Below are 26,689 nucleotides of genomic sequence, written 5' to 3'. Positions count from 1 at the left end.
GCGTGAGGCGACGGTTCGTCCGCCCCACGACTTCGCGCCCTACCGACGCGCCCAGTCGAGCAAGCGCGCGTAGAACGGTTCGGAGCCGAGCGCCGCCGCGTCGCCGACGAGGACGAGCGCCCGCTTCGCCCGCGTCAGCGCGACGTTCACCCGCCTCGTGTCCTCGAAGATCGGGCCGTCGAGGGTCCCCGTCGCGACGAACGACACGACGATCACCTCCTCGCTCGACCCCTGGAACCGGTCCACCGTGTCGACCGTCGCGTCCGTCCGGCGGCCGATCTCGGCCACCTGCGCCCGGAACGGCGCGATGACGCCGACGTCGTCGGGGTCGACGCCCGCCGCGACGAACGACTCGACGATCTCGGCGACCCGCTCGGCCTCGACCGGGTTCGTGTTCCCCTCGCGGCGGCCGCCGGGATCGACGAAGCTGACGGGGTCGCGGAGGTCGGGCGGCAACGCGTCGACGGAGACCCCCGGAAGGTCCGAGAGGTGCCGGGTCGCGACCGACGCGTTCGCGGGGCGCAACGCGCCGTCGTAGAACTCCGCCGACGAGAACGCCTGGATGCGCTGTGTCATCCGGTACTGGCGATCGAGCAGCACCGAGGCGTCGGGGTGCGTCTCGACGAGTCGCTCGAACAGCGACCGCCGGAGGTCGTTCTCGGCCCTGACGACCGGCGGGAGCTGTTGGTGGTCGCCGACGAGGACGAACCGCTCCGCGAGGTTGATCGCCGCGAGCGTCCCCGGTTCGGTGAGCTGTGACGCCTCGTCGACGAGCGCCGCGTCGAACGACTGCTCGCGCATGACGCGCGACCCGCAGGCGGCGGTCGTCGCGGCGACGACCGAGGCGTTCGACAGCTCGGCCGCGCGCTCGTTCGGATCGCCCCGTCGGGAGAGGCGGAGGTCGCGCATGTCCTCGCGGACGCCCGACTCGGTGCCGACGCGGACGACCCCGTCGACCCCCTGCTCGCGCAGCGCTTCGAGGGCGTTGTCGACCGCGCGGTTCGTGAAGGCGGACAGGAGGACGCGCTCGCCGCGGTCGACGAGCGCGCGGACGATCGCGGCGATGGTGTACGTCTTGCCCGCGCCGGGCGGCCCGTGGATCAGCGCGCAGTCCTCCGCGGTCGCGGCGAGGTTGACCGCCTCGTTCTGCGCCTCGTTGTTGTCGACGTACGTCCGCCGGTCGCCGGAAAAGCGCGGCTCGCGGCGACCGAACAGCACGTCCTTGCGGTCGGAATCGCCCTTCAGGAGGGCGTCGTGAAGCGCCGTCAGCATCCGGTCGACCGAGATCTCGGAGGGGTACACGTCGAGTCGGCGGAGGTCGACGGGCTCGTCGGCGGTGACGACGACCTCGCGGTCGAGCCGTTCGATCCGGACGAGCTCCGCGTGTCCCCTGACCGGGTCGCCGTCGCTGGCGAGCGCCACGTCACCCTCCCGAAGTTTCGAGACCGCGTCGCCGGGCTTTCGCGCCCGGAGCTCCCAGCGCCCGTCGTCGATCGCCCGACGGCCGAGCGGTTCGAGGTCGATCAACGCGCGGTCGTCGTCGGCGCGCTCCTCGGCGCTTTGCTCCCAGAGCTTCCGGTACTCGCGGTGGGTCTCCCGGCGCTCCTCCTCGATCGCGCGGTACGTCCGGTCGAAGTACGCCCGCTCGTCCTCGGGGATGGGGCGGCCGATCGCCCCCGCCTTCGACTCCTGATCGAGGCGGCCCGAGACGACCATGCAGGTGTCCTTCTCGAAGCAGTACTCGCAGCGGGCGTCCGCCTCGAACCCCGTCGGGACCGAGGCGTCGTACTCCATCGCGGCGATCTCGTTGCGCGTCCGGACGACGAACTCCAGCAGGCCCCTCCCGACGGAGAAGTCCTTCGCGGGCGAGAGGTCGCCCGTCTCCTCGCCCCGGTCGAGGGCGGTGTTCTTGGTGTACAGGAGGGTGCCGGTGTCGGCCGGGACGCCACGCTCGTCGAGCACGAGCGCGTAGCACGCCGCCTGGATCTTGTCCTGAAACCGCGGCTCGCGGTTCGTGTTCTTGCCGGTTTTGAGTTCGACCGGCGCACCCCGGCGGAGCGCGTCCGCGCGTCCCTTGATGCCGAACGTCGGGCTGATGAGGGTGTACTCGGAGCGCCACTCGTCCGTCTCCGTGAGCGTCCCCTGCGACAGCCACCCCTCGATGGCGGCGGCGTTCCGCCGGACCTCGTCTTCGACCTCGTCCGCGTCGCGCCCGAGGAGGCCGAGTTCCAGCCCCGCCTCCGCGACGCGGTCTTCGATCGCCGCGTCGAGGTCGCGGCCGCGCAGGAGGTCGCCGAACACCTCGTGGACGATGGTCCCCTTCACCACCGGGTAGTTCAGCGGGATTCCGGAGAGCTTGTTCAGGTAGTACATCCGCGGGCACTGCACCCACGAGCGCACGTCGGTGACGTCGACGAGAAAACCCGGTTCGAGGACGACGTAGGAGTCCTTCGAGGTCGCGTACCCCTCTTCCCCGCGGAACTCGGTTCGCTCGGCGTCGGTGACGAGCAACTCCATCCCGGACTCGGCGTGCTCCGCGGTGTGGGTCCACTTTCCCCAGAGCGTGACGGTCGTCGGGTCGCCCGCGCCGCCGTCGGGCCGGACGACGAGTTCCGCGAGCCTCCGCTCGCCGTACCTGGTGTCGACGCGCCGCGGTTCCCCGACCTCGGCGATCACCCCTCGAACGTTCACTGTACGCAGTCACTGCCGCCGACTGAAAAACCCTGTCGGTGGTCGGTTAGTGGTGCGTCCGCAGGTGCTCCCGCGTCGACGAGAGGGCGCACGAGGTCAGCCGCAGGCTGAGGTGCTCCGTGCTTCGGACGGCGTCGAGGCCGTCGCCCGGGCACGTCTCCGGCGCGTCCTGAAACAGCGAGCCGTAGTACAGGAGCATCGGCGAGTTCGCTCTCGACCCCAGGTAGGGGTACTGCGCCCCGTCGGCGTGGCGACACCCGAGCGCGTGCCCCACCTCGTGCATCACCGTCGCCTGCCACGCCGTGCGCCCGCCGCGCAGTTTGTTCGCGACGTTACAGATCGCCGCCGCCCGGCCGTCGGGGACGTAGCCGCCGGCGTCGGCGCTCGACGCGACGGTGCCGGTCCAAAGCGGCGAGTAGTCCGACACCATGAGCAGGTGGACGAACCCGTCCCTCGCCGCCGCGGACGACGACGCCAGCCACGACGTGAACCGCTCTCGGTTCTCCGCGCTCGACAGTCGGGGGTCGTACCCGCGGTACGTCTCGCCGCTCTCCTCGAACGTCAGGCGGAGGCCGCCGTAGCGGTCGTCGAACTGCGAGACGTACGCCCGGAGCGCCGCCTCCTCCTCGCCCGTTCCGAAGGTGGTGTCGGGGGTTCGGAACGTCAGCACGCGGAGGCGGTAGCCGGGCGACGCCGACGCGCCTCCGACGGCCCCCGCGCCGAAGACGGCCGCGAAACCGCCGCCGACGAGTCTCAACGCGCCCCGTCGCGTCACCTCGACCGTCCGTCCGGATCCGTCGTCGTCCATGCGCTCCTCCGGTGCGGCCGCCGGGCCCGACCCGCGCTCGCGTCGCTCGCGATTCGCACCGCGCCCGTGGCGGCTCTCGACGACGGATTCGACGCTGTGAAACTTATACCATCCTCAGATTCTCAGCTTTTGTTAGTAGAAAGTTTAGATTGTAAAGACACGTGGAGTTTCACCGGCGAGAGACAGTCGGTCTCGCGCGACGGAATCGGCGGACGGGCGTCGCGGCGGACGCGTTCGAGCCGCCGGGTCCGGCGGAGGCTTCGCCGGGAAGCGCCCGCTCCGAAATCCCCTCCGAATCCGAACGGTTGTAACCCTCGCGGTAGTAGCGTCGTCCGATGACGGACCGTGGTTTCACGCGCGCGGCGGACGATCGAGTCCCGGCTCGCCCGCTCGGATTCGGCCGGAACGCCTCCGGGGCGACGGTATGAGCGACGAACGGGAAAAACGCGGGTTCGGACGGGCGACGAGGATCGCGCTGACCGCCCTCCTCGCGTTCGTGCTCGTCGGGTCGGCGGTCCAGCTTCGAGCCGAAGGGATCGCGGCGCTCCCGGAGTTCGTCGTGAGCGTCTACGTGACGGCCGTCGTCGCCTACGGCGTCTACGCCGACGCGATGGGTACGTCCCGATTTCGCGTCGCGCTGTACGCCGGCGTCGTCGCGTGGGGGGCGGTCGCGCTCGCGAGCGGGACGGAGAACGCGCTGACGTACGTCCTCCTCGCCGTCGGCGCGCTGCTCCTGACGCGCGAGTTGACGTTCGGGAGGTGAGGGTCACGAGGACGACGGACCGACACGCTCATTCCGCCCGTCGCCCAACCGAATCGCATGCGCGTCAGAGACTGGCGGGATATCCTCGACCAGGTCGCCGAGGAGGCGTCCGAACCCGACGGCTGGCGGGCGGTGTCCGGTCGGCGGCGCGAGGGCGTCGGCGAGGACCTCTTCCTCGGTCACCCCGACCTCGGGGTCTACCAGCTCAAGACGTACGCGAAGAACCCGTACGACGTGCGAGGGGTCGGCGCGCGGGTCGCCCGGAAGGTCGACGGCGACGTCGACTCCCTGCTGCCGAACCGCGAGGACGACGCCGGGCGGTTCGCGGTCCGGACCGCCCCCGAGGACGAGGACGCCGCGGAGCGGATGACGAGGCGGCTCGAAGAGACGGTCCGGGTGCACGCCGACGCCCCGACGACGCCGGAGGACTTCTTCACGGATCTCATGGAGGCGGTCGAGAGCCCCGCGTTCGGCCCGATGGAGTACGACGGCTACGACCGTCCCGACAGGCTCGACGACCTCGCCGGCACGTTCGAGGAGGCCGAGGCCGTCCTGAACGCGGAGTTCGACGACCTGGTCGCGGACGACGGGGTCGATCGCGGGTTCCAGTGAGGGCGCGCCGCCGATCGCACCCGTCGGCGGTGACGGCCCATCTCTCGCTCCGCGGCGCGTTCTCCCCTCGACCCGCGCAACGTTGCCGGTCGCCGAGCGTTCAAATCGGCGCGGGCCGTGAGTGGGAGCATGAACGCGCGGACGACCGTTCGGGAGTACTACGAATCGCTCAGGCGCGGCGAACCGCTGTACCCGTACTTTCTCGACCACCCGGACGCGGTGAAGTTCGGCGTCGGCGAGCTTCTCTCGGGGTACGACGAGATCGAGGCGGGGCTGCGAGAGCAGACCCGCACCACGACCGACTGGACCGTCGAGAGCCGCGACCTCCGGGTGCGGGAGGCGGACGGTCACGCCTGGTTCGGCGACGACGTTCGGATGGCGTGGAGGGACGCCGAAGCCGACCGGTCGTACGACTTCGACACCCGCTGGAGCGGCGGGCTGGAGTCGGGCGACGACGGGTGGCGGTTCGTCGGCATGCACGTGAGCGTGGCGCAGGGGACGGACGACGACGGCGAAGACGACGACTGATGGTCGGCCCCAGCATCTCCGACGAGGGCCGACGGACGGCGAACGCCAGACTCAAGATCGGATTCGTCGCGCTCGTCGGACTCTCCGGCGGCCTCGTCGCGCTCCAGGTGAATCCGACGCTCCCGCAGCTCGCGGCCGCCGTCGTCGGCGGACTGGTCGTCGGGTGGCTGCTGCTGTGGTTTCTCGTCCGGAGTTTCAGGCGCGTAGAACCCTGAGAACGCTCCGTATTATCTTCGTTCGAAATACTATTTTAAATTCGGATTATAATTGGCCCAAACTCTTATGCATTGATATTTCATGGTCGTACGTGACAATGCAGAGACGGAACTTCCTCAGCGGAGTCACGGCGGCAGGGGCCCTGTCGCTCGGCGGCGTCCCGATCGTAGCCGGCGCCGACTCGCCCGACGGATCGGGCGCGGACGCGACCTGGACGACCGGCGAGAAGTACGGCGTCGGCACCGTCGCCGACCACGGGTCGGACGATCCCTCGCGCGTCTGGTTCACGCTGACCGAGGGCGCGCTCACCGGCGTCCGGTTCCCGCGCATCGACCTCCTGAACGTCCGGACGGTCGACTTCCTCGTCGTCGACGGCGAGTACACCGCCCGGTCGTTCAACCGCTCCCGCCTCGACGACGCCGAGGAGACGGTCGAACGCGAGGTCGAGCCGGTCGAGGACGACGCGCTCGCGTTCCGCCACACCATCTCGGACGCCGCCGAGGGCCGCGACTGGACGCTCACCGTCGAGTACGCGACGCACCCCGACCGCGACGCCGTCCTCGCGGACGTCGCGTTCGCGGCGGCCGACGGCGGGTCGTACGACGTGTACGCCGTCGCGGACGTCTCGCTCTCGAACAGCGGGATGGACGACATCGCCCGCGTCCGGGGGGGCGGCGACTCCCGCGGCCGCGGAAGCGGGCGGGGACCCGCGAACGGCTACTACCTCACCGGTTCCGACACCGAGGCGAACGACGACGAGGCGGTCTTCCTCGACGAGGACGGGGAGCCGTACGACGTCGCGGCCGCGTTCGCCTCCCGGTGCGGCTTCGACTGGGCCACCGTCGACGTGGCCGGCGGCGACGCCGTGGCTCCGCTCTTCGACGCCGGCGAGACCGAGACGACGTACGAGCGCGCCGAGGGCAACGTGGTGTTCGTCGGCCGACTCGGCGAGGGCGCGCGGGCGGTCCGCGACACGGTCGCGCTCGGCTTCGCCGAGTCGGCCGACGAGGAGGCTGCCGCGGGCGAGGCGACGGGCGCGCTCGATCGCGGATTCGAGGCCGTTCGGGCCGCGTACGTCCGATCGTGGCGCGAGTACCTCCGGGGTCTCGACGTGCCGGACGCGGTCGCCGACGCCGACCTCCGCCGGCAGTACGACGCCTCCGCGATGGTGCTGAAGGCGTGCGACTCGAAGGAGTACCCCGGAGCGGGGCTGGCGAGCCCGTCCGTCCCGTGGGGGGAGTTCGTCCTCGCCAACGACCCCGACGACTACGGTTACAACTACGTCTGGTCGCGCGACCTCTACCAGGCGTTCACCGCCATGCTGGCGATGGACGACCCGGAGAGCGCGGTCGACGCCGTCGAGTACGTCTACGAGTACCAGCAGGACGAGGAGGGGTTCATCCCGCAGAACACCTTCGTCGACGGCCGGACGCGCTGGGGCGGCGAGCAGATGGACAACATCTCCTACCCGCAGGTGATGGCCTACCAGTTGAAGGAACGCCTCGGGCTCGGCTTCGACGACGTCGCCTACGACTACGAGCACGTCCGGCGCGGCTCGGACTACGTCGCGCGCAACGGCCCGTACACGGGCCAGGAGCGCTGGGAGGAGGAGGCCGGCTACTCGCCGAGCACGATCGCGGCCGAGATCGCCGGCCTCGCCTGCGCGGCCAGCCTCGCCGACGACGAGGGCGAGCGCGCCGACGCGCTCGTCTGGCTCGCGCTCGCGGACGACTGGGCGGCGAACGTCGAGGCGTGGACCGCGACGACCGAGCGACCGGACGATCTCGACGGCATCGACGACTCGTACAACCCCGAAGCCGTCACGGAGGCGGAGACGCCGTATTACTTCCGGATCAACGACGACCGGGACCCGAACGACGGCGGCGACCGCGAAATCAACAACGGCGGGCCGACGCTCGACGAGCGGACGATCGTCGACGCGGGCTTCCTCGAACTCGTGCGCCTCGGGATCAAGCCGTGGGACGACGAGGTGGTCGGGAACTCCCTCGACCTCGTCGACGAGACGATCCGCGTCGACACGCCGCACGGCCCCGCGTGGTACCGCTACACCGAGGACGGCTACGGCGAGCAGGACGACGACCCCGACGACGAACTCCGCGAGGGCGCGGGGTGGGGCGCGCAGGTCACCGCCGACGGCGACCCGCTCCCCGACGAGGACGGCGACGGCGTCCCCGACCCGGACATGTCGGGTCGCGGGCGGCTGTGGCCCATCTTCACGGGCGAACGCGGCGAGTACGAACTGCTCGCCGGGACGACCGACGGCGACCTCGCCCCCGACCGCCTCCTGCGGACGATGCGCGGGTTCGCCAACGACGGGCTGATGATCCCGGAGCAGGTCTGGGACACGGAAAAGTCGACCGCGTTCGGCTGGGAGTTCGGCGAGGGGACCGGGGCGGCGACGCCGCTCGCGTGGAGCATGGCGCAGTACATCCGCCTCGCGCACGGCATCGACGCGGACGAGCCGGTCGAAACCCCCCGGTTCGTCGCCGAGCGCTACCTGCCCGACGGCGCGCCGGAGGGACCCGAACTGTCCGTCGAGTTCTCCGACGCCGACGGCGACGCCGAGGACGACGGCGCGGTGACGGTCTCCGGGACGACCGACGGCGCGGCGGTCGTCGTCCGAACGTCGGCGGGGACCGTCACCGAGGCACCCTCGGACGGCGCGTTCGAGGTCGACGTGGCGGTCGAAGACGGCGACGCGGTCGTCGTCGCCGCCGCGACCGACGGCGACTCGCTCGACGGGGTCGGGACGGCGGTGTACCGGGAGACGATCGGCGACGACGGCGACGACTGATCCGGGAACGCGTCGCGGCCGAGGTGGGCCGCCGGAGCCGGCCGCTCCGTCAGGCCACCCGGTCGAGCCACCGCTCGGGGTGGTCGAGTTCGTCGTTCGTCGGGAGGTTCTCCGGGCGCTCCCACACCCTGCTCGCGGCGGCGACGCCGCGGGCGTCCGCGACGGCCTCGAAGAAGGCCGCGCCGCGCTCGTACTGCCGGCGCTTGAGTCCGAGGCCGAGGATCCGGCGGACGAGCTGCGCGAGCGGCCCCCCGCCGCGGCGGCGGGCGTCGAGCTTCCGCCGGAGGTCGGAGTAGTCGTCGTCGAACGCCCGGTCCATGAGCAGTTCGGCGTACCCTTCGACGGCGGTCATCGCCGTGTCGAGTTCGCGGAACGCGTCGCGGTCGAGGCTCCCCTCCGCGAGCGCGTCGACGCCCTCCTCCATCCGGGCTTCGAGGTAGCTGGATAGCCACGGCGCGGCCCCGAACTCCGCCGCGTGCGACACCTCGTGGAAGGCGATCCAGCGGCGAAAGCGCGGGTAGTCCACGTCGAGCGAGTCGGCGACCTTCCGGATGTTCGGTCGAACGAAGTACAGACCGTGGTCCTCGTCGCCCTCCGCGAGGAGCAGGGGGTCGTACTGCCCGAGCACGTTGTTCCCGAGAAACGAGAGCATGAAGGCCATCGTGCCGGTGTTGACGACGCGCGCGACGTCGGGGAAGACGCCGGCTCCGCGGCGTTCGATCGGCCGCATCACCCGTTCGAACGTGCGGATGTTCGCGTCGATCCAGTGGTGGCGGTTCTGCACCTCGATGGTTCTCGGCAGGTCGAACTCGACCGCCGCCACCGACCGCAGGCGACTCCGCGCGTCGCGGACGTCGGCGGCGTACCCCGCCCGCTCCTCGGGGGCGAGGTCGATGCTCCCGGGGTCCGTCGCCGCCTTCGCCGCCTCCGCGACGGCGTCCCAGTCGACCACGCCGGTCCCGGACGCCTCCGTCACCGCGCGGACGCTGCGGTAAATGTTCATACCCCTACCTGCGGGTCGGTCGGACAAAACCCTTGTGCGGTCTCCCCGGTCGAGGGCGACGCTCGAACTCCCGTGGGTCGCCGTCACACGCCGTGACGGCTTTGAAAGCGCTTTTATGGGGGCCGCAACTACTGGATCGTACACCCTGCCCGGGGTTGATGATGCTCTTCGCCGTCAGGGACCGACCATCGGCGAGGGAGTCGAGCCCGCGAGCAGGAGAGGTGACAGAGTATGCCAGTTTACGTCAACTTCGAAGTCCCAGCCGACCTCCAAGAGCGAGCCATCGAGGCGCTCGAGGTCGCCCGAGACACCGGTAGCGTCAAGAAAGGAACCAACGAGGCGACGAAGGCCGTGGAACGCGGCAACGCCGAACTCGTCTACATCGCGGAGGACGTCCAGCCCGAGGAGATCGTGATGCACCTCCCCGAGCTGGCCGACGAGAAGGGGATCCCCTTCGTCTACGTCGAGACGCAGGACGACATCGGCCACGCGGCCGGTCTCGAAGTCGGCAGCGCCGCCGCGGCCATCGTCGACGCCGGCGAGGCGTCCGACGACGTCGAGGACATCGGCCAGAAGCTCGAGGACCTGCAGTAAGCGACCATGAGCATGTCGAGACATTCCAGCTCACTGCCGTTCGCGGGCCGTGACTCGCCCACTCACGCCCGCCACCGGAGGTGGCGCGCGTGAGCGCAGAGGAGAGCACCAGCGACTCGACGCCCGCCGAGGTCATCGAGATCGTTGGTAAGACGGGGATGCACGGCGAGGCCATGCAGGTCAAGTGCCGCATCCGCGAAGGCTCGAACAAGGGCCGAATCATCACGCGGAACGTGCTGGGCCCCGTGCGCGAGGGGGACGTCCTCCAGCTGCGCGAGACCCAGCGCGACGCCGACTCCATCGGAGGTCAATGATGCCCCAGACGCGAGAATGTGACTACTGCGGCGACGACATCGAGCCCGGAACGGGCACGATGTTCGTCCGCACGGACGGAACGGTCATCCACTACTGCTCGTCGAAGTGCGAGAAGAACGCGGCCCTCGGCCGCGAGGCGCGCGACCTGGAGTGGACCGAAGAGGGCGGCGCAAGCGCGGGTGACAACGCGTGAGCGAACGGACCTTCGTGATGGTCAAGCCGGACGGCGTCCAGCGCGGCCTCATCGGCGAGATCGTCTCCCGCTTCGAGGATCGCGGTCTGAAGCTCGTCGGCGGGAAGTTCATGCAGATCGACGAGGGGCTGGCGCACGAACACTACGGCGAGCACGAGGGCAAGCCGTTCTTCGAGGGACTCGTCGACTTCATCACCTCCGGACCGGTCTTCGCGATGGTCTGGGAGGGGCAGGATGCGACCCGACAGGTCCGGACGATGATGGGCGAGACGGACCCCGCCGAGTCCGCGCCCGGCACCATCCGCGGCGACTTCGGTCTCGACCTCGGCCGAAACGTCATCCACGGATCCGACCACGAGGACGAGGGCGCGAACGAGCGCGAGATCGCCCTGTTCTTCGACGAGGACGAACTGCTCGACTACGAGCGCGCCGACGAAGGCTGGCTCTACGAGGAGTCGGAGCACTAGGCGCGGCTTTTCGTCGCCGATCGGCCGCTTTCTGCGATTCCGCTCCGGTAGCCGTCCGCCCGATCCCGTCGGTCGGCGCGAGGCGGATCGGTCCGCCGACCGACCGGTCCGCCTCGACGACAGTCAACGCCGGCGCGGAAAACAGCTATGCCCGTCAGGGCGGAGGCTACCGATACGAGTGGCACACAGGAAGACCGAAGCCGGAGCGGGTTCGTTCGAACGCGGGCGAGACGGGGGCGCGATCGGGGGGCGAGTACGGACGTGAGCGAACTCGTCCTGATCGCGGCGCTGTTCGTCGGCCTGGTCTTCCTCGCGCTGTTCGCGTCCGTCGCCGCCGTAGCGACCGTCACGGTCACACTCGTTCGGGCGACCGGCGTCGTGGGGTTCTTACCGGGCGACCCGCCCGCCGGCCACCGGAGCCTCGACGAGGTGGAAGCGCGGCTGCGGACGCTCGAACTGGAGCGGTACATCGACGCGGGCGTCGTCTGCGACGTCGTCCCGGAACGGCGCAGATCCGCCGGCGAGCTGTTCGCCCGTCGCGGCCCCGCCGTCGACGGGGTCAGGGTCGACGTGGCGGTGCCGACCGCCGAACGGACCGTGACGGACGTCTGGTTTCCCATCCCCGAGCGGCTCACCGGCCAGTCGGCGCTGGAGCGCTTCCTGAACCGGCACCGCGTCCCGTACGACGACCTCACCGAACTCGTCGGCACCGAGTTGCCGGTGCGGAAAACGGCGACCGGCGAGTGGCGGGTCGTCCTGGATGACGGCCGACCGCGAGGCTCGGACGCCGGGGAGCTGTTCCGGAGAAACGTGCGGTGGCTCCTCGAGAACCGCCGCTGAGGCCCGTTCGATCGCCGCGATCGGCGAACTCCGATCGGCGAATCCGCGGTCGTCGGTCGGAGCGGCCGTCCGGCGCGGCGGTCGTCGTCCCGGCCGCCGGGGATTCCATTGACACGTAGAGGCAAACCGATCAGTCGTGTGCGGCAAACACTCATAATTTCCTATTTTATTAGGTGAAAAATATTTCCCTGTCACCTCGCAACGGCCGAACATCACATGGCCCACGAGGGATCGACTGACGCGGAACCGGGCGGCACGCGGCGCGACGTTCTCAGGGCGGCGGGGGCTGCGTCGCTCTGTGGGGCGGTCGCGACGCTCCTCGCCGACGGGGCGATGGCCGAGGAGGTCGCCCCCGAACCGACGAGCCGATCGAAACCGTTCGCGGCGGACGGGACCGACGACGACGGGACGACCTTCTCGCACTCGGTGGCGAGCGGCGACCCGACGCCGAGCGGAGTCGTCCTCTGGACGCGCGTCCACCCCGAGGCGTACGATCCGGACGTCCCGCTCGGCGTCGAGGTCGCGGCCGACGAGGAGTTCACCGAGGTCGCGTACCGCGGCGTGGTCGAGCCGAGCGCGATCGACCCGGCCGACGACTACGCCGTGAAGGCGGAACTCGACGGCGAGCTCCCGGACGACTCCCGGCTGTACTACCGGTTCGTCTACGACGGCGTCCGGAGCCGGGTCGGCCGCTGTCGGACCCTGCCGGAGCCGACCGACACCCCCGAGAAGCTCTCGCTCGCGGTCGTCACGTGCCAGGACTTCCGGAACGGGTACTACGGCGCGTTCGCCCGCGTCGCGGACGAGGAGGTCGACTTCCTCGTCCACCTCGGCGACCTCATCTACGAGTACGCCGGCGAATCCGAGTACGTCGGCCGCGACGTAGCGCTGCCGAGCGGGAAGTCGGTGGCCCACGGGCTGGAGGACTTCCGGTACCTCCACCGCCGGTACCGGAGCGACCGGCATCTCCGACGGGCGCTCGAACGGCACACGCTCGTGGCGATCTGGGACGACCACGAGATTGTCAACAACCGCTACTGGGACTACGAGGAGGACCGGCCGTACGCCGGTCCGGGCGACCACCCGCGCAACGACGAACCGGAGTTCATGCGCCGGCTGCACGCCGAGGGCATCAAGGCGTGGTGGGAGTACGTTCCCGCCCGCGTCGGCTACGACCCCGACGCCGACCACCTGCTCGACGTGTTCGAACTCCGGCGGACGCTCCGCTTCGGCGACCTCGCGGACCTGGTTCTCACCGACGAGCGGCTCTTCCGATCGGACCCCGGCGGCGACGTGCTCGGAGAGACCGGCCGCGCCGATCCCGGCGAGCGCGACGACGCGGACCGGACGATGCTCGGGAGCGAGCAGCGCCAGTGGTTCGTGAACGAGATCGCCGGCTCGGAGGCGACCTGGACCGTGTGGGCCAACGAGGTGCTCAACGCGGCGCTGAAGGCCGGTACCTCGGAGGCGACGTTCTACCTGAATCACGACGCCTGGGACGGCTTCGAACACGAGCGTCGGCACATCATGGGCGAGCTCGACCGCAACGGCGTCGAGAACTTCGTCGCCCTCACGGGCGACATGCACAGCTACGTCGCCGGCTACCTCCAGCACGACTACGAGACGCTCGCGCCCCTCCAGGAGCGCCTGGGCGTCGAGTTCATGACGCCCGCCGTCACGAGCGCCAACCTCAAGGAGGTGCTCGGCCTACCCGGCGGCCGCGCCGAGGAGGAGGCGATCGAGGCGACCGTCAGATCGCAGAACCCCCACGTCGAGTTCTTCAACAGCCACCGCTGGGGCTACTCGGTGGTCGAGTTCACCCCCGACGACTGCACCTACCGCGCGTACAGCGTGGACAAGTCGGTCGACGCGGCGGACGCGCCGAGGGAGCTCCTGAGAGTCCTTCGCGTCCCTTCGGGGGAGTACGAGATCCACGACGAGACGGACGATCCGCTATGAACGCCGCGCGAGACGACGCTTCGAACAAACCATGATCGACGAGCCAACCGAGACGGAGACCGAACCGGCCGACGAGAAGACGGAAGCGGACGTCGAAACGATCGAAACGGAAGCCGAAACGGGCGACGAGACAGCCGAGACGGGAATCGAACCGACCGAGACGGAAACCGAATCGACCGGCGGGGCGACGCACCGGTCGAGCAGGCGGACGTTCCTGAAGGGTGCGGGCGTCGCAGGCGTCGGACCCGGACTCGTCTGCCGGGTGACGGCCGACGAGAACGACCCGGAGCCGGCGTACAGCCCGAAGATCACGACGCTGAAGTACCCGCTGACGGGCGTGCCGATCGTCGTTCCCGGCGGCGAGACGGTCCGGATCGAACTCGACCTCGACGCGCCGCCCGCCGGACTGCGCGCCTGGCTCGAACCGACGTTCGGCGAGGCGAGGCCGGCGACCGCGCTCGAACTCGTCGGAACCGGAGTCGACGACAGCGCGATCTGGGACGGTGAAACGCACGTGGTCGCGGAGTTCCGGATCCCCGGCGTCGGCGGCGATCTGGTCCCCGACGTGCATGACCTCCACGTCGCCTGGGACGGCGGGAGCGACGCCCAGCCTCGCGCGGTCAGCGTGGTCGAGTCGTACCCGGAAACCCCGAAAATCGCCGTACTCGCCGACCCGCAGGTCGGCGACCCCCGACCGCTGAAGGACGGGTTGGAGGAGTCCCTGGAGGACGGCTCCGCCGAGCCGTTCCGCTACCGGGCGACCGAGACGTTCGGCGTCGGCGCGGAGAAGAAGCGCTGGGCGGCGTTCCGGCGGGCCGCGTCGGAGATCAACGCCGTCGACCCCGACGTCGTCCTCTTCGCCGGCGACTTCGTCTACGGGCAGGATCTGCCCGGCAAGTACCTCGCGGAGTACGAGGCGGCGTACGAGATCCTGAACCTCGTCCGCGCGCCGACGTACGCGACCCTCGGCAACCACGACGGCTACGTCCAGAGCGGGATCGACGGCAAGGAGCTCTACGAGGACTACTTCGCCCCGCGGTACTACGCCGTGGACGTCACCCCCGATCTGCACCTCGCGAGCCTCGACACCTTCGACTGGCCGGCCGCCGACCGCCTGTACGCCTCCGTCGCCGGGAACACGTGGGGCGGACAGGTCCGCGACGACCAGCTGCGCTGGCTCGAAGCGGACCTTCGGGGGGCGGCCGAACGGAACCCCGACGCGACGCTCGTCACCCTCGGTCACCACGATCCCTCGTGGATCTTCACCCCGCAGGTGACGGACGCCCTCGCGGACGGGGAGGAGCCGCAAAACCAGGCCTGGGCCGGGGAGAACCGCCTCGAACTCCGGGATCTCCTGGCGGACGCGGGCGTCGCGGTTCACTTCGCCGGCCACTTCCACGGCGATCGGGTCGCCCGCTACCACGAGGGCAACGTCGCCGAAACGCCCGGACGCGGCGACTTCCCGCCGGCCGAACTCCACTACGTCCGGCGGGACGACACCCTGGACGAGTCGCGGTCGCAGGACGAACTCGCCGAGATCATCCGCGAACCGAGCCACGGGACGCTGTTCGTCGAGACGACGACCTGCGGGTCGACCACCCGCGGCGGCTACTGGGGGTGGCGGCTGATGGAGTTCGAGACCGAACGCGGCGGCGTCGACCCGGCGATCATGGGGTACCCGGCGACCGAGGAGTTCCTGAGGGAGCACGCGCTCGACCCGGACAGTCTCAACCCCGACCACGCCGACCTCGGGCTGTTCTCCTACCCCTCGTACTTCGTCCGCGCCGAGCGGGTCGAGGAGACGGAGACGCGGACGAAGCTGTACGTCGAAAACGGCCTCGACGTTCCGATCGACGGCAGCGCGATCCAGTCGCTCGCGGCCTCTTCGGACCTGTACGTCGAAAACGCCACCCTCGACTGGCGCCGAATCGACGGCGGCGAGCAGGACGCCCAGCTCGGGTTCGGGGTCGACGCCCACTACTACACGACGCTCGTAGCGACGACCTTGAACGCCGACGCGCTCCGCGCGGCGGGGAGCAGGACGGACGACGGCTCGGCCTTCACCGGCGGGCAGACCGACCGCATCGACCTGCGAGTCTCGGCGAGCGAGCCGGTCGCGCTCCGGGACACCGTTCCGATCGAGTGGGGGGTCTCCGAGGCGCGCGGCGACGTCGCGCGCGTCGAGGCGGACGAGGCGCGCGGCGTGCGGTACGTCTACTTCGACGGGGACGCCGCGACCGACCGCGCGGTGACGTACTTCGCCGACGCGCCGGACGAGCCGACGGAAACCGGCGTCTACGAGTTCGGCCCGATCGAGGTTCGGGCGGCGGACGAGGACTACTGGGTCCGCGTCCCGGACACGACGGAGACGAACGCGGTGGTCGGACGGGAGACCTGATCGATCCGACGACTGTGCTCTCGCCGCGAGTGTCGCCGACACTTCCGGAAATTCCGGCCGCTATGTGAGGTGTTGTCGAACTTTGCCGACCAAGGGAACCCATGAGCGATGCCGAGACGCCCGACGCCGACGCGCACGATCACCACGACCACGATCACCACCACGAGGGGCCCGGCTACGCGACCCCGCAGGCCGCCATCGAGGAGTCGGAGCCGGAGGAGGTCGCCTACGTCATGGGGCTGTACGTCGGCACCGACGTCGACGCGCCCGACTTCCTCGCCGTGGTGGACGTGAACCCCGAGTCGGACACCTACGCGGAGATCGTCGACCGCGTGGAGATGCCGAACAGGGGGGACGAACTGCACCACTTCGGCTGGAACGCCTGTTCGTCCTCCTGCCACGTGGAGGGGCTGGAGCGCAGACACCTCGTGATCCCCGGCCAGCGCTCGTCGCGCATCCACGTCGTCGACACGAAGGAGCGCCGAAGCCCGGAACTCGTGAAGGTCATCGAACCGGAGGAGGTGTTCGAGCACGACCTCTCCGCGCCGCACACCGTCCACTGCATCCCGGACGGGAAGATCCTCCTCAGCATGCTCGGGGACGCCGACGGCGACCTCCCCGGCGGCTTCCTCGAACTGAACGACGACTTCGAGATCGAGGGGCGGTGGGACCCGCCGGGGGAGATCGACTTCAACTACGACTACTGGTACCAGCCGCGACACAACGTGATGATCTCCTCGGAGTGGGCCGCGCCGAAGACGTACTACCCCGGGTTCGACCTCGAAGACGTCGAGGCGGGCAAGTACGGCCGGAAGCTCCACGTCTGGGACTGGGAGGAGGGGACCGTCGAGCAGACGATCGACCTCGGCGAGGAGGGGATGATCCCGCTGGAGGTGCGCTTCCTGCACAGCCCCGAATCGACGCACGGCTACGTCGGCGCGGCGCTGTCGTCGAACGTCTTCCACTTCTACGAACGGGCCGGCGAGTGGCGGGCCGACAAGGTCATCGACGTGGAGGCGCGCGAGCACGACGGCTGGGAGATGCCCGTGCCCGGCCTCGTCACCGATCTCCTCGTCTCGATGGACGACCGCTATCTCTTCTTTTCGAACTGGCTCCACGGCGACGTGCGGATGTACGACGTCAGCGATCCGGCGAACCCGCGCCTCGCGGATCAGGTGTGGGCCGGCGGCCACTTCGGACCGCGCCGGCCGCTCGGCGACGACTCCCGCGAGGTGATCGGCGGCCCGCAGATGCTGCAACTGTCGCTCGACGGCGAGCGGCTCTACTGGACCTCCTCGCTCTTCTCCTCGTGGGACGACCAGTTCTACCCCGAGGAGGGAGAACGCGGGTCGGTGATGCTGAAGGCGGACGTGGATCCGCGGAAGGGGACGATGGAACTCGACACCGACTTCCTCGTCGACTTCGGGGACCTCCCCGCCGGTCCCGCCCGGGCCCACGAGATCCGCTGGCCCGACGGCGACTGCACGAGCGACGTCTGGCTGTGAGCGGCACCCACCGGGTCGAACTCGTCTGGCGCGACGGGCGGGCGGAGGCGGTCGCGGTTTCGCCCGACGAGACGGTTCTCGACGCGGCCGAGGCCGCCGAACTCGGCCTGCCGTTCGGATGCCTGACGGGCGCGTGTGCGACCTGCATCGGTCGCCTCCTCGACGGCGCGCTCGAACACCGTCGCCCGCCGCGGGCGCTGAAGGAGCGATACCTCGCCGACGAGTACGTCCTGCTTTGTATCGCCCAACCCCGAACCGACTGCCGTATCGAGGTCGGCAGCGCGGTCCACTCCGACATCGTCTCGAATCCGTGGAAATAATAGATTATCTACATTCACTGCGAACGTCCAGGACCTCGAAACCGCGCTCAACTTAACAAATTGTTTACAGTATACGCCTTCTTCACACGGAAATGTTTACTTATCTCGGTCTCGAATCGAAAGTATGGGTACGATCGTCAGGGGTGAACTCCCGGCGGAGGAGTTCGACTTCGACACCGCCCTGCACGCGTACAAGACGAGGGGCTGTAACACGCTCGTCGTCGGTGATCTCCACCCGGAGATCCGAACGCACCTCTGCCGTCACCACCTCGGCGCAGCCGACGAACGCCGATACCGGCTGCTCGCGCTCACGGCCGACGTGGCCGAGAGTGCGGCGAATCGGCTTCCGGCGAGGATGTCGGAGGCCGACGGAGAGCGCACGCGAGTTCTCGTTCACGAGGGCACCGCACGGTCGGCGAGCGCGCGCTCCACGGGGGCGTCGGTCGAAGACGGTTCGCGCATCTTCAGCCCCGACGGGAGCATCCTCGCGTTCCAGCGAGACGTGCTCGCCGGCATCGATTCGCTGACGCGGTCCGCGGACGGGCTCCAGGCCGCCGAACTCAGGGTGTGTCTCGACTCCCTCGCGCCGCTGCTCGACACCTATGGCGACGCGCCGACGATGTCGTTCGTCGACGCGGTCACCGCGCGCGTCCGCGAGGAACGGGGGATGGGACACGTGTACCTTCCGCTCCCTCGAACGCACGACGCGGTCCGCAACCTGGAGTCGGACTTCGAGATCGTTCTCTCGGTCGAGGCGACGGACCGCGGATACACGCAGACGTGGGACCTCCGGGAACCCGACATTCAAAAGTCGCTCGCGCTCGACGTTCGATGAGAGGGCCGACGCCGTGATCGACGAACGCGCGTCGTCCCGACGATAGGCGGTGAAGTAGTGATGTCGCTTCAGCCGCGGATTCGAGCGCGGACGGACGGCGCGTCCGGCGTTCGGATATTCGATCCGATCGACAGACAGGAGTACGCAGTGGAGACGCCGTCGCCCGTCTCGCCGTCCCCCGCCGACACCGCCCCGTTCGCCGTGCCGATAGACACCGCGGCGCGGATCGAAACGACCGCGATCCGGCTTCCCGACGTCGCGGCGGTGTACGTCGTAAACGGCTCCGGGGAGATGATCTCCGAGGTACAACACTTCTCGAGCGTCGATTTTCCCCGACCGGAAGAGCGCGACGACGCCTACGTCGTCGAAATGGCGACGCCCGTGAAACTGTGTCTCCGCGTTTCTGGCGCGTTCACCGTGACGAACGTCGCCTACACCGAGATCGAGTTCGAGCGCGAGGAGGCGGTGACGATCGGGGTCCGCTCGTACCACCAGCACCCGGCCGGGACGATCAGGACGCCGACCGATCCCGAATCGCTCATGGAGGCGGTGTCGTACTTCGGGTCGGCGCTCAAGACGACGAGCTGCGAGCGATCGTATCCGACGCTGCGCGGCCACCCGCCGCTCGTCGAACCCGCCGCCTCCGTCGACGTCCCCGACGGGATCGATCGACCAGCGACCGGCGTCGAACTCCTCGTTCCCGAGACGCCCGGGGCGGTGTGCGCGGTCGCACCGCTCGCGTACTATCTCGGCGCGACAGTCCGATCGAGCGACGGGGGGCCGGCGCGCCTGCGGACGGGGACCGGAAACGCCGTGCAGCTCTCCGACCCCGACGTGTACACCGCCGCCGGCCGCGTGCTCAGACGGGCGCTCACGCTCGACTGTTGTACCCGGACGGAAGGGCTTTACTCCCTCTCGCTGGCGGAACGGCGGCGAATCGAGGCGCTCACCGATCTCGACTTCGAGGCGTTGTACGATCTGCCGCTCGGCGAACAGCTGGACGCCTATCTCTCGATCCCCTGGGACGTCGTTTCGGAAGTCGTCCCGACCTGGGAGCTTCGCGCGATCGTCGCCGGGAGCGCCGAGGCCGAAGGCGTCCGAACGTTACCCTTTCTCGCCGACGCCCTCGCTCTCGTGTCGCCGCCCGACCGCGCCGCGTCGGCCTCGACGCCGGTGTCCGTGGACCCGGAGACGATCGATTCGTTCCTGCGCTCGGGGCGATCGAACGACGGATCGTGCCCGACGGCGAGGGACGAGGACTCATCCCCCGGGGACGATCCGCTCGCCGCCACGAGGGTCGTCGACGGTGAAGCGATGGGGGAGACCTGGGTCGGCCCCACGGAGAGCGTTCCGGTCGGCCGGTCCTGGACGATGCCGACCGCGCACCACCACCGCCTCGCTCGCGCCGAGACCGAGGGCGAACTCGAGATCGCCGTCGTCGTGAACGATCCCGAGATGGCCCGCGAGGGCGAGTTCGTCGACCGGACGTACAGACGGGATTCCCCGTTCGACGTATCGACCTACTGGGAAGCGGACAGGGGGACGCTCGCAGACGTGCTCCGGTCGGACTACGACCTGCTCCACTACGTCGGTCACATCCGCTCGGGCGGGATGGAGTGCCCGGACGGGTTGCTCGACGCGCGCGCGCTCCCCGACGGGAGCGTCGGTGTGGACGCTTTTTTCCTCAACGCCTGCGCGTCTCGCGACCAGGGCGTCGCGCTCATAGAGCGCGGCGGCGTCGCGGGCGTCGTCACGTCGGCCGCGGTCGGAAACGCGGGGGCGACCGAACTGGGCGCGACGTTCGCTCGCCTGCTCGACGCCGGATTCACCGTCTACTCGGCGTTGAACATCGCCCGGACCGAGAGCGCACAGGGCCACCAGTACAGCGTGCTCGGCGACGGGCGACTGGCTGTGTCGCAGGCGGAAAGCACCGTTCCGAACCTCGTGCACGTTGACGAGACCGGTCCCGACCGGTACGAGTTGCGTCTCGAACTCCACCCTGGGACCGGCGGCGGGGTGGGGAGCATCTTCGTCCCCCACATCGCCGACAACGAGGACTACTACCTCTGCTACGGCAGCACGAATCGGTTCGAGCTAGACGGCGATACGCTATCGGAATTCCTGTCGTTTCAGGACTGTCCGGTGTTGCTGGACGAAAAACTCCGCTGGTCGGCTGACCTCGTCGGCTGAACGGGATCGGTGCCTCGATCGTCTACGGGCCGTGGAACCCGGAGCCGTTGGCCGCGAGGGCGCTCCCGGCCTGCGACGCCAGGAGAACGAGCGTGAACAGCGCGCCGATCATCTTCGGGTGTGCGGCCAGGTACTCTTTCATGTCGTTTTTGTCGGACATCGTCCATAGGCACGAGCGCGTGAAAGATAAAATCTTCTAAAGGTTTAATGCATTAAAAAACTAAAACAAGATCATCGATATTCAGTAGTGAGTTACTATTTCCTGAAAGTCGGTGACTGCGGTCAGTCAGAGCGGTGGCATGGTAGTCGATGACAATGTTTCCCGGCGCGTCGACATACTCGTCCGTCGGATGGCTTTCGATCGGGTCGCTCGGAGCTACGGAGACGGCGCGGTTCGGCGCAAAAAAAGAGCGGGAGGCGGAGACGAAGAAATCGCCGTCAGTCGGCCGTCGCGATCCGCTGTTCCGGGTCGATCTCGCCCGCATCGAGCGCGGCCTCGACCTCGCGCGCGGCTTTCACCATGTTCTCCATCTTGCCGTACGCGATCTCGCGGGGGAGGAGCTTCAGGCCGCAGTCGGGCGAGATCGTGAGTTTCTCCGGCGGGACGATCGCGAAGCCCTGGAGGATGTTCTCCTTGATCTCCTCGACCGGTTCGACCTCCGCGGTGTGGGCGTCGACGACGCCGAGCGCGAGGTCGGGTTCGAACTCGGGCTCCGTGAACACGTCGACCTGCTCGTAGCCGCCGTTGCACAGTTCGACGTCGAACTCGTCGATCGGGAAGTCGTTGAGCTCGGGATAGATGCGCGAGTAGTCGCCGTAACAGACGTGCAGACCGATCCGGATCTCCTCGGGCACGTCGGCGACGATCCGCTCCAGACACTCGCCGACGATGGCGTGGTCGTCGGGGGTCGTCGCGAGCGCGGGTTCGTCGATCTGGATGTAGCGCGCGCCGGCCTCGACGAGCTTTTCGATCTCCGTGTTCACGAGATCCGCGAGATCGTAGGCGAGCGCTTCTTCCGTGTCGTACGCCTCGTTGAACGACCAGTTCGCGAGCGTGTACGGCCCCGTGATGGGGACCTTCACCGGGCGGGACGCCGCGTCCGTGGTGAACTCGAACTCGTCGACGAGCCACGGCTCGTCGTACGCGACCGTCTCGGCGACGCTCGGCTTGTCGAAGTAGTTGTGCCCCCACACCTTCACCGGTCCGTTGAACTCGTACCCGCGGATGCGGTGGGCGAAGAACTCGACCATCTCGTTGCGCCGCATCTCGCCGTCGACGACGGTGTCGAGGCCGGCCCGCTCGTGCTCGTCGGTGATGAGCCGACAGGCGTCGTCGTGCGCCTCGTCGAGGTGCGACTCCGTGAACTTCGAGTCGGGGTCCTCGGCGAGATCCGTCGCGCGGTTGAGCCACTTCGGCTTCGGATAGCTCCCGACGACGGTCGTGAGCAGGAAGTGCTCGTTGGGGTGATCTTTCGGTCGGAACTGCTCGCGGTTGGCGCTCGGATCTCTGCTCATGCTTCCACCTCCGTCGCGCTCGCGGCCTCCGCGAGGGCGGCGAGTTTCTCCCGCTGTTTGTTCACCGGCAGGTAGAACAGCTCGGTGTTGCTCGTCACGTACGCGCGGTCGAAGTCGCCGGCTGGGACCTGATCGAGCACCCACTCGACGCGTTCGCGGACCGTCTCGGCGCTCTCGACGAGCGTGTTCTGTCCGTCGACGAGGCCGAGGCCGATCTCGTCCTTGGCCCCGTACTCGTTCACGTTGTACAGCGTCTGCGCCCGATCCCCGGCGACGAGGTCGAACCCGATCGCTTCCACGTCGGCGTCCATCAGGTGGGCGTACACCTTCTCCTCCAGCGCGCCCCAGTAGGTGTGAACGACCACGTCCGCGTCGGTCGCGGCGGCGACGGCGTCGATCGCTTCGCTCGCGCGGGCGTCGAGGTCGTCGCCCGGCGGATTCTCGACGAGCGACGGTTCGAGGAGGAACAGCGTCTCGTGGTCGGGGAACGCCTCGACCTCGCCCGCAAGGAACCCGCCGACGGCGTCGAGGAAGTCGGCCTCGTCGCCGTAGTGTTCGTCCGTCGCGAGGTCGGCGAGCGAGTACGGGCCGGGGAGGACGGCCTGGAGGGAGTCGGTCGAGTCGGCGTCGAGCAGCGCGGCGGCGGCTTCCAGCTCGGCCGCCACGTCGCCGGAGAAGCCGAGGTCGCCGGTCACGCGGGGGTCGCGGTAGAAGTTGTTGTTGTCGTAGTACCGGACGATGCCGCCCGTCTCGACGTTCTCGTGGACCGCGAGCGGGTGGGCGAGGTTGTCGTCCCAGCGGAGCTGGCCCTCGACGATCCGGTCGAGACCGGCGCTTCGCTGGTCCTCGATCACCTCTGCGCGGGCGTCGTCGTACGCCTCGACGATCTCGGGACCCTCGTCGCCGCCGATCAGGTCGCCCTTCTGGTGGCCTTTCAGGTCCGACAGGTCCTGTTTGGCCCAGTCGGGCAGCGGGAACAGCCCCGGTGTGGTCGCGACTAGTTCGGTCATCGTCCCTGCGTACGTAATGCCGCTGTTTAATATTTGCTACTACCGGAAATGCTTGGTAGTTATCTCGCCGGCGAAGTGTTTCGTCCGTTTCCTCGACGCTTCGAGCTTCGTTCCAACTGGGGACGCATCCCGAATCGGTTCGAGACCGTCGACGCTGTTGCCGCCGCCCGGTCGCTGTTCCGTCAGGTGTCCGAAGTGAGGTTTTCACGAACCGTACGAATCGGCGTCTGGCGAGAACGAGACGGCAAAGATCGGCCGCTTCTTCTGCGGACCCCGACCGGATCGTTGGACGCTCTCGATGGGGGATTCAACCCCATAAGGGTTCGTCTGTAACAAGAGTTCGTGATCCCCTCGGTCGTCTTCGCTGCTTCAACCCCACAAGGGTTCGTCCGTAACATGGCCGATTCGCGGCCTCCAGGGTCCCTCGGTGCTGATTACACAAAGTCATTTCCGTCGACCGCCAATCACCCGCTTCCCCCCGGGGGGTCGACGGAACCGACGCCGCCGACGCGGCGGACGTGGACTCGCGGTCACCGCTACATTATTGAGTCGGACGGCCCTCTCTGAGATACTGTGAGTCGGGACGAACGCCGGAGCGGCTTGGATTCCGCACCACATTCGCACGCCCCAGGTGTCTCCGATTCGGACGCACGTGCGTCGGAGCACGACCTCGACGGTTCGCTTCACGACCACATCGCGCTCCTCTACGCGAACCGAGCCGAGCAGTTCGCGGCCGTCGTCCCCCTGATCCGGGACGGCCTCGATCGCGGAGAGCACTGTTACTATCTCTACGACGACAACACGAGAGCGGAGGTCGCCGCCGCGATGCGCGAGGGAGGGATCGACGTCGACGCCGCCGTCGACGCCGGGGACCTCTCGTTTCACGCGGAGGACGAGTTGTTCCTGCGGGGCGGGGCGTTCGATCCGGCCGACACCGTCGCCGCAACCGAGGAGACGATCCGAGAGCTGACCGGCGACGGGCACGACGCGGTCCGGATGGTTGGGGAGATGACGTGGGTGCTCGACGGCGACCACAGCCTCGACCGGATGGTCGAGTACGAGCGAATACTCAATTCCGTGTACAGAAACCGGCCCGTGGTCGGGATTTGCCAGTACAACGTCGCACGCTTCGAGCCGGAGATCGTAAACCAGATCGTTCGCGCCCACCCGAGCCTCGTCTACGGCGGAACGGCCGCGCGGCACTTCTACTATCTCCCGTACGATGACGCCGAGACCGAGGCTGATTCGGTCGCGGACACCGACGCCGACCACTCCGGTCAGTCGCTGTTCGAACGCGTCCGGGCCTACGAGACTCTCGAACGGCGCGAGCGAGGCTTGCGCGCGCTCAACCGGGCGACGCAGGAGTTGATGTACCTCGACGGCGACGTCATCGCCGACCGCGCCGCCGGCATCGTTCGAAACGTCCTCGACGTCACATTCGCATCGGTTTGGTCCTACGACGAGGACACCGGCGAGCTGATGTGTCGCAGCAGCAGCGCTGCCGACTCGGACCTCCCCGTCACCGGCTTCACCGAGCGCTACACGGACCTCGCCTGGAACACGTTCGTCACCGAAGAGACGGAGGTCTTGAACGACCGCCCGACCTCGACCGACCTCGACGGGACCGAGACGACGCTTCGAAGCGGTGTGATCGTCCCGCTCGGGAGACACGGCGTGTTCTGCGCCGGCTCGACGCGTCCGCGCGCCTTCGACGATCCGACGGTCGACGTGGCGACCGCCGTCGGTGCGAACATCGAAGCGGCACTAGACCGCGCCGACCGCGAACGCACGCTCCGGAAACAGAACGATCGGCTGGAACGACTCAATCGAATCAATCGCGTCATTCGAGGGATCGACGAAGCGCTGGTCGACGCCGACACGCGGGCGGAGATCGAACGAATCGTCTGCGAACGGCTCGCCGCCTTCGATCCCTACGAGTTCGTCTGGGTCGGCGACCGGGACTCGACGACGGACGCGATCGTCCCCCGCGCGCGAGCCGGGAACGGGAGCGGCTACGTCGACGCCGCCGCGATCGACACCGACGACGCGTCGACCGGACGGGGACCGGTAGCCTCGGCACTCCAGACGAGGGAGATACAGGTGATTCAGGACGTGCTGACGGATCCGAGGTGCAAGCCGTCGCGCGAAGCGATGCTGTCGCACGGCTTTCGAGCCACTATCAGCATCCCGCTCGTCTACGAGGAATCGATCTACGGAGTGTTGACACTGTACGCGAGTTCGCCGAACGCGTTCTCGGAACTGGAGCGGACGGTGTTGGGAGAACTGGGCGAGACGATCGCCCACGCGATCGGTGCCGCGGAGACGAGGCGGACGCTCCGGACGAACGGCGTTACCGAGGTGACGTTGAAAATCTCGGAGGTGAACGACGTCCTCGCCCGACTCGCGCGCGAAGCGGAATGCGAGATCGGCTTCGACGGCCTCGTTCCCCAATCCGGGGGTCCGGACCGCCTCTTTTTCACCGCGCCGAACGAGTCCCGGGAGGACGTTCTCGCCGGCGCGGGACGGATGGCCGGCATCGAAGACGTGCGGGTCATCGAAGACGAGCAGGAAGAGTGTCTCTTCGAAGGGGTGGTGACGGAATCGACGCTCGCGTCGCGCATTCTCGATAGCAACGCCGTTATCCGGTCGCTCACCGTTGCGGACCACGTCGCTCGCATCGTCGTCGACCTCCCCTCCGCCGCAGACGTGCGCGAGCTGATCGAGACCGTACGAGTCCACTATCCGAAAGCCGAACTCGTCGCTCGTCGCACCCGTGATCGCACGGTCAAGACGCGCCGAGACCTGCGGAACGTCCTCGCGGAGCGACTCACCGACCGCCAGCGCGAGGTCCTCGAAACGGCTTATCGGAGCGGCTTCTTCGAATCGCCGCGCGTTCGAACCGGAAAGGACGTTTCTGAGGCGCTCGGTGTCACGCAGTCGACGTTCTCCTATCACCTCCGGGAGGCCGAACGCGGACTCTGCGAACTGGTGTTCGAAAACACCTGACGATCGGCCCGCTTCGAATCGGCGACCAGTGATTCTAAATAATTCGAATCGACGCGTCTGGGGGTCCCACATATTCGAAGTTACGTTTTCAGTGACGCCGAACCCA

At 68.6% G+C, this 26,689-nt stretch carries 23 protein-coding genes; 17 read left to right on the top strand and 6 right to left on the bottom strand.

The window, feature by feature from the left end; genetic code table 11:
* Window positions 1–39 precede the first annotated feature (39 nt).
* Together C3L37_RS20795 and C3L37_RS20790 are read right to left on the bottom strand one after the other, a co-directional pair.
* The gene (locus C3L37_RS20795; protein ID WP_129116466.1) at window positions 40–2,691 is read right to left on the bottom strand and encodes an AAA domain-containing protein; all 2,652 of its coding nucleotides are present in this window, start codon (window positions 2,689–2,691) and stop codon (window positions 40–42) included.
* A 46-nt stretch (window positions 2,692–2,737) separates the two neighbouring features.
* Window positions 2,738–3,499, bottom strand: a complete 762-nt coding sequence (locus C3L37_RS20790) for a hypothetical protein (RefSeq protein ID WP_129116465.1) — start codon at window positions 3,497–3,499, stop codon at window positions 2,738–2,740.
* A 424-nt stretch (window positions 3,500–3,923) separates the two neighbouring features.
* On the opposite strand from C3L37_RS20790, the gene C3L37_RS20785 reads away from it, so the two are divergent.
* The 5 genes from C3L37_RS20785 to C3L37_RS20765 all read left to right on the top strand — a co-directional run bounded on the left by C3L37_RS20785 (window position 3,924) and on the right by C3L37_RS20765 (window position 8,433).
* A complete protein-coding gene (locus C3L37_RS20785) occupies window positions 3,924–4,262 on the top strand; it encodes a hypothetical protein (RefSeq protein WP_129116464.1) in 339 nt (112 codons plus the stop codon).
* A 57-nt stretch (window positions 4,263–4,319) separates the two neighbouring features.
* Window positions 4,320–4,874, top strand: a complete 555-nt coding sequence (locus tag C3L37_RS20780) for a hypothetical protein (protein ID WP_129116463.1) — start codon at window positions 4,320–4,322, stop codon at window positions 4,872–4,874.
* A 129-nt stretch (window positions 4,875–5,003) separates the two neighbouring features.
* Window positions 5,004–5,402: a nuclear transport factor 2 family protein gene (locus tag C3L37_RS20775; RefSeq protein WP_129116462.1), complete on the top strand. Its 399-nt coding sequence runs from the start codon at window positions 5,004–5,006 to the stop codon at window positions 5,400–5,402.
* Window positions 5,402–5,617 (top strand): hypothetical protein, encoded by a 216-nt coding sequence (locus C3L37_RS20770; protein WP_129116461.1) that lies wholly within the window; start codon window positions 5,402–5,404, stop codon window positions 5,615–5,617. The genes C3L37_RS20775 and C3L37_RS20770 overlap by 1 nt, the downstream gene beginning before the upstream one ends.
* A gap of 98 nt (window positions 5,618–5,715) precedes the next feature.
* The gene (locus C3L37_RS20765; RefSeq protein ID WP_129116460.1) at window positions 5,716–8,433 is read left to right on the top strand and encodes a glycoside hydrolase family 15 protein; all 2,718 of its coding nucleotides are present in this window, start codon (window positions 5,716–5,718) and stop codon (window positions 8,431–8,433) included.
* Window positions 8,434–8,482: 49 nt separating this feature from the next.
* On the opposite strand, the gene C3L37_RS20760 is transcribed toward C3L37_RS20765, so the two are convergent.
* Window positions 8,483–9,436 (bottom strand): zinc-dependent metalloprotease, encoded by a 954-nt coding sequence (locus C3L37_RS20760; RefSeq protein WP_129116459.1) that lies wholly within the window; start codon window positions 9,434–9,436, stop codon window positions 8,483–8,485.
* Window positions 9,437–9,667: 231 nt separating this feature from the next.
* Between C3L37_RS20760 and rpl7ae the strand changes: the two genes are divergently transcribed.
* The 11 genes from rpl7ae to C3L37_RS20705 all read left to right on the top strand — a co-directional run bounded on the left by rpl7ae (window position 9,668) and on the right by C3L37_RS20705 (window position 21,052).
* Window positions 9,668–10,030: a 50S ribosomal protein L7Ae gene (rpl7ae, locus tag C3L37_RS20755; protein WP_129116458.1), complete on the top strand. Its 363-nt coding sequence runs from the start codon at window positions 9,668–9,670 to the stop codon at window positions 10,028–10,030.
* An 89-nt stretch (window positions 10,031–10,119) separates the two neighbouring features.
* Window positions 10,120–10,344 carry a 30S ribosomal protein S28e gene (locus tag C3L37_RS20750; protein WP_129116457.1) on the top strand — a complete coding sequence of 75 codons (225 nt, stop codon included), beginning with the start codon at window positions 10,120–10,122 and terminating at the stop codon, window positions 10,342–10,344.
* On the top strand, window positions 10,344–10,538 hold the full coding sequence (locus tag C3L37_RS20745; RefSeq protein ID WP_129116456.1) for a 50S ribosomal protein L24e: 195 nt from the start codon (window positions 10,344–10,346) through the stop codon (window positions 10,536–10,538). Before C3L37_RS20750 ends, C3L37_RS20745 begins: the two co-directional genes overlap by 1 nt.
* Window positions 10,535–11,005: a nucleoside-diphosphate kinase gene (ndk, locus tag C3L37_RS20740; RefSeq protein WP_129116455.1), complete on the top strand. Its 471-nt coding sequence runs from the start codon at window positions 10,535–10,537 to the stop codon at window positions 11,003–11,005. Before C3L37_RS20745 ends, ndk begins: the two co-directional genes overlap by 4 nt.
* A gap of 261 nt (window positions 11,006–11,266) precedes the next feature.
* A complete protein-coding gene (locus tag C3L37_RS20735) occupies window positions 11,267–11,845 on the top strand; it encodes a hypothetical protein (protein WP_129116454.1) in 579 nt (192 codons plus the stop codon).
* A 216-nt stretch (window positions 11,846–12,061) separates the two neighbouring features.
* A complete protein-coding gene (locus tag C3L37_RS20730; RefSeq protein ID WP_129116453.1) occupies window positions 12,062–13,804 on the top strand; it encodes an alkaline phosphatase D family protein in 1,743 nt (580 codons plus the stop codon).
* Window positions 13,805–13,835: 31 nt separating this feature from the next.
* The gene (locus C3L37_RS20725) at window positions 13,836–16,202 is read left to right on the top strand and encodes a metallophosphoesterase family protein (protein ID WP_129116452.1); all 2,367 of its coding nucleotides are present in this window, start codon (window positions 13,836–13,838) and stop codon (window positions 16,200–16,202) included.
* A 101-nt stretch (window positions 16,203–16,303) separates the two neighbouring features.
* Window positions 16,304–17,707 (top strand): selenium-binding family protein, encoded by a 1,404-nt coding sequence (locus tag C3L37_RS20720; protein ID WP_129116451.1) that lies wholly within the window; start codon window positions 16,304–16,306, stop codon window positions 17,705–17,707.
* Window positions 17,704–18,027, top strand: coding sequence for a 2Fe-2S iron-sulfur cluster-binding protein (locus C3L37_RS20715; RefSeq protein WP_129116450.1), 324 nt, complete (start codon window positions 17,704–17,706; stop codon window positions 18,025–18,027). The genes C3L37_RS20720 and C3L37_RS20715 overlap by 4 nt, the downstream gene beginning before the upstream one ends.
* A gap of 124 nt (window positions 18,028–18,151) precedes the next feature.
* On the top strand, window positions 18,152–18,862 hold the full coding sequence (locus C3L37_RS20710; protein ID WP_129116449.1) for a DUF7504 family protein: 711 nt from the start codon (window positions 18,152–18,154) through the stop codon (window positions 18,860–18,862).
* Window positions 18,863–18,922: 60 nt separating this feature from the next.
* Window positions 18,923–21,052 carry a hypothetical protein gene (locus tag C3L37_RS20705; protein ID WP_129116448.1) on the top strand — a complete coding sequence of 710 codons (2,130 nt, stop codon included), beginning with the start codon at window positions 18,923–18,925 and terminating at the stop codon, window positions 21,050–21,052.
* A gap of 22 nt (window positions 21,053–21,074) precedes the next feature.
* Here C3L37_RS20705 and C3L37_RS24560 read toward each other — a convergent pair whose 3' ends face one another.
* From C3L37_RS24560 to C3L37_RS20695, 3 genes are all read right to left on the bottom strand, one after another.
* Window positions 21,075–21,212, bottom strand: a complete 138-nt coding sequence (locus C3L37_RS24560; protein ID WP_164974831.1) for a DUF7503 family protein — start codon at window positions 21,210–21,212, stop codon at window positions 21,075–21,077.
* Between the two features lie 278 nt (window positions 21,213–21,490).
* Window positions 21,491–22,567 carry a methionine synthase gene (locus C3L37_RS20700; RefSeq protein WP_129116447.1) on the bottom strand — a complete coding sequence of 359 codons (1,077 nt, stop codon included), beginning with the start codon at window positions 22,565–22,567 and terminating at the stop codon, window positions 21,491–21,493.
* The gene (locus C3L37_RS20695; protein WP_129116446.1) at window positions 22,564–23,577 is read right to left on the bottom strand and encodes a 5-methyltetrahydropteroyltriglutamate--homocysteine methyltransferase; all 1,014 of its coding nucleotides are present in this window, start codon (window positions 23,575–23,577) and stop codon (window positions 22,564–22,566) included. Before C3L37_RS20695 ends, C3L37_RS20700 begins: the two co-directional genes overlap by 4 nt.
* Window positions 23,578–24,150: 573 nt before the next feature.
* On the opposite strand from C3L37_RS20695, the gene C3L37_RS20690 reads away from it, so the two are divergent.
* A complete protein-coding gene (locus C3L37_RS20690) occupies window positions 24,151–26,583 on the top strand; it encodes an MEDS domain-containing protein (RefSeq protein ID WP_129116445.1) in 2,433 nt (810 codons plus the stop codon).
* Window positions 26,584–26,689: the final 106 nt, after the last annotated feature.

This window comes from Halegenticoccus tardaugens, from assembly GCF_004116405.1.
Classification (GTDB): Archaea; Halobacteriota; Halobacteria; order Halobacteriales; family Haloferacaceae; genus Halegenticoccus; species Halegenticoccus tardaugens.
Note: the sequence above shows the minus strand (reverse complement) of the source record. Positions and strands in the feature narration are given on the sequence as shown.

What these genes read in the sequence shown, in the direction of transcription:
- rpl7ae (WP_129116458.1), top strand. Translation starts at nt 9,668, where the DNA reads ATGCCAGTTTACGTCAACTTCGAAGTCCCAGCCGACCTCCAAGAGCGA.
- C3L37_RS20770 (WP_129116461.1), top strand. Translation starts at nt 5,402, where the DNA reads ATGGTCGGCCCCAGCATCTCCGACGAGGGCCGACGGACGGCGAACGCC.
- C3L37_RS24560 (WP_164974831.1), bottom strand. Translation starts at nt 21,212, where the DNA reads ATGTCCGACAAAAACGACATGAAAGAGTACCTGGCCGCACACCCGAAG.
- C3L37_RS20745 (WP_129116456.1), top strand. Translation starts at nt 10,344, where the DNA reads ATGCCCCAGACGCGAGAATGTGACTACTGCGGCGACGACATCGAGCCC.
- C3L37_RS20725 (WP_129116452.1), top strand. Translation starts at nt 13,836, where the DNA reads ATGATCGACGAGCCAACCGAGACGGAGACCGAACCGGCCGACGAGAAG.
- C3L37_RS20710 (WP_129116449.1), top strand. Translation starts at nt 18,152, where the DNA reads ATGGGTACGATCGTCAGGGGTGAACTCCCGGCGGAGGAGTTCGACTTC.
- C3L37_RS20780 (WP_129116463.1), top strand. Translation starts at nt 4,320, where the DNA reads ATGCGCGTCAGAGACTGGCGGGATATCCTCGACCAGGTCGCCGAGGAG.
- C3L37_RS20705 (WP_129116448.1), top strand. Translation starts at nt 18,923, where the DNA reads ATGTCGCTTCAGCCGCGGATTCGAGCGCGGACGGACGGCGCGTCCGGC.
- C3L37_RS20785 (WP_129116464.1), top strand. Translation starts at nt 3,924, where the DNA reads ATGAGCGACGAACGGGAAAAACGCGGGTTCGGACGGGCGACGAGGATC.
- C3L37_RS20765 (WP_129116460.1), top strand. Translation starts at nt 5,716, where the DNA reads ATGCAGAGACGGAACTTCCTCAGCGGAGTCACGGCGGCAGGGGCCCTG.
- C3L37_RS20760 (WP_129116459.1), bottom strand. Translation starts at nt 9,436, where the DNA reads ATGAACATTTACCGCAGCGTCCGCGCGGTGACGGAGGCGTCCGGGACC.
- C3L37_RS20775 (WP_129116462.1), top strand. Translation starts at nt 5,004, where the DNA reads ATGAACGCGCGGACGACCGTTCGGGAGTACTACGAATCGCTCAGGCGC.
- C3L37_RS20790 (WP_129116465.1), bottom strand. Translation starts at nt 3,499, where the DNA reads ATGGACGACGACGGATCCGGACGGACGGTCGAGGTGACGCGACGGGGC.
- C3L37_RS20720 (WP_129116451.1), top strand. Translation starts at nt 16,304, where the DNA reads ATGAGCGATGCCGAGACGCCCGACGCCGACGCGCACGATCACCACGAC.
- C3L37_RS20700 (WP_129116447.1), bottom strand. Translation starts at nt 22,567, where the DNA reads ATGAGCAGAGATCCGAGCGCCAACCGCGAGCAGTTCCGACCGAAAGAT.
- C3L37_RS20695 (WP_129116446.1), bottom strand. Translation starts at nt 23,577, where the DNA reads ATGACCGAACTAGTCGCGACCACACCGGGGCTGTTCCCGCTGCCCGAC.
- C3L37_RS20730 (WP_129116453.1), top strand. Translation starts at nt 12,062, where the DNA reads ATGGCCCACGAGGGATCGACTGACGCGGAACCGGGCGGCACGCGGCGC.